3 protein-coding genes are annotated in these 1732 nt (G+C 32.3%); all 3 read right to left on the reverse strand.

The features are described from left to right. Positions 1 to 341: 341 nt before the first annotated feature. Positions 342 to 791: a hypothetical protein gene (locus tag ACOSP6_RS16795; protein ID WP_422092442.1), complete on the reverse strand. Its 450-nt coding sequence runs from the start codon at positions 789 to 791 to the stop codon at positions 342 to 344. A gap of 155 nt (positions 792 to 946) precedes the next feature. Beyond that, positions 947 to 1102: a hypothetical protein gene (locus ACOSP6_RS16800; protein ID WP_422092441.1), complete on the reverse strand. Its 156-nt coding sequence runs from the start codon at positions 1100 to 1102 to the stop codon at positions 947 to 949. A gap of 114 nt (positions 1103 to 1216) precedes the next feature. Next, a partial coding sequence (locus ACOSP6_RS16805; protein WP_422095739.1) for a hypothetical protein occupies positions 1217 to 1732 on the reverse strand: 516 nt, incomplete at its 5' end.

The following is a 1732-nucleotide window of genomic DNA, read 5'->3' on the forward strand; positions in this document are numbered from 1 at the left end:
TCTAAAAGATTATCCATTTATTTTTTGAGCAATTGTTGCCAACGTATTTGTGTATGATTTTTTGCGGGAAAAGGACGCGAGTTCTTTTCCATTGTTGTGGTAAGATAATTAATAAGATTGAATTTCCGTTGAGGTCCCGAAGCTTCGGGACAGCAGCAATTAATTATACACGTTGTTGTGGTGTCGTTTTTATTATTTAACTTTCAACTGTTATCTTTTCGATTTCGCCTTTTTCATTCAAAACCACTACTAAAATTTGGTCTGAATACTCTTCAAAAACTTTATAGTCCAAAACAGCAAAAAAACTTGGTGAATCAGGATATATACCAACTCTTTTTAGTTTAGTTTAATAGTCGTAATTCTATTGGTAGATTTTGGTCAGCGTTGTTTAAATAATCATTTAATTGTTGGGAGTCACATCTTTCGATGTAGAAATTAAAATATTCTCGAACCATTCCATTTTCCGAGATATAATTCAGAAATTCATTCTGATTTTGTCTATCGATGGATTCTATATTTTCTAAAATATTCCGTACACTTTTTAAAGATTTTGGATTTATTTTGTCTAACTCAAAATTTAGGTCAATTGAAACATTATTATCATTAATTCTTACTTTGTCCACTTCGTAGTCACGAGCATTTGATAAAGTAATTGTTCCAAAAAATGGAAGCTCTTCGGTTTCGTTATTCGTTACGCTTTCAATTCCGTTTTTTTCGTTCAGATTTGATTTGTTTTTTTTATTGCAACCGAAAAAAGAAAACATAATTAATACGATTAAAATTTGTTTCACAATGTTTGTTTTAAATGCACCACAACGGTTTTGTGTATGGCTGGTTGCGGAAAATCAGCTATGATTTTCCGCCGTAGCCGAAAGATAGCAAATTGCAATGAATTCCGATTAGGAATTCACCCGCAATGAGCTATACACGTTGTTGTAACACATTTTTATTCCATTCTTTTTAAAATGTCCTTTATGTCATCTAAAACCCAAATATCGTTTGAAAAGTCTTTAACTTTAGACGTATTATATTCTATTTCACCTAATTTTGAGTCAATATCTTTCAATAGTTTGATTATTTGGTCTCCTTGTTCCTCGGTCATATTTACTTTAGTTTTAATTGTACGTTTGATTGATTGTTATTAAATTACTTGATTACCATTTATCGGTATTTTCCAAATTAGCGACAACTTGGGGAAGCTTTTCGTTTATGAATTTCACCCATTTTTTTGAGCTCCTTTGCGTAAGGTTTCCACCGCAACAGTTCCATATCGTTCGTCTTTAATTCGGAAGTTATTTATGGTCAGTTTATATCTACCGTCTTTAAACTGAATCAAAGCGTTGTAATGAACCTCCATTGCTGAACCCATTATCATTTTAGTGAAAAAATTCTCGCCCTTAATTCCGTCATCGCTTTTATCGGTTTCTGAATAGTTTAATTCCTGCATTTTGTCTTTAAAGAGTTCAAGTCGGTCATTAATTCCGCCATCAAATTCTTTAACGTGAGTGTATTCATAAATATTCAGCGTTTCGTTCATTTCAACTTCTTGTCCATAAGTCAAAATTGTTGAAATCAAAAATAGAGTAAAGATTGTGTTTTTCATTCCGTTTGCGGTTTGGTTAAATGTGTTACAACGTATTTGTGTATGATTTTTTGCGGGAAAAGGACGCGAGTCGTTTTCCGATGTTTCGGAAAGATAATTAATAAGATTGAATTTCCGTTGAGGTCCCGA

The sequence above is a fragment of the Tenacibaculum sp. MEBiC06402 genome, assembly GCF_049239625.1.
Taxonomy (GTDB): domain Bacteria; phylum Bacteroidota; class Bacteroidia; order Flavobacteriales; family Flavobacteriaceae; genus Polaribacter.

What these genes read in the sequence shown, in the direction of transcription:
- ACOSP6_RS16800 (WP_422092441.1), bottom strand. Translation starts at nt 1,102, where the DNA reads ATGACCGAGGAACAAGGAGACCAAATAATCAAACTATTGAAAGATATT.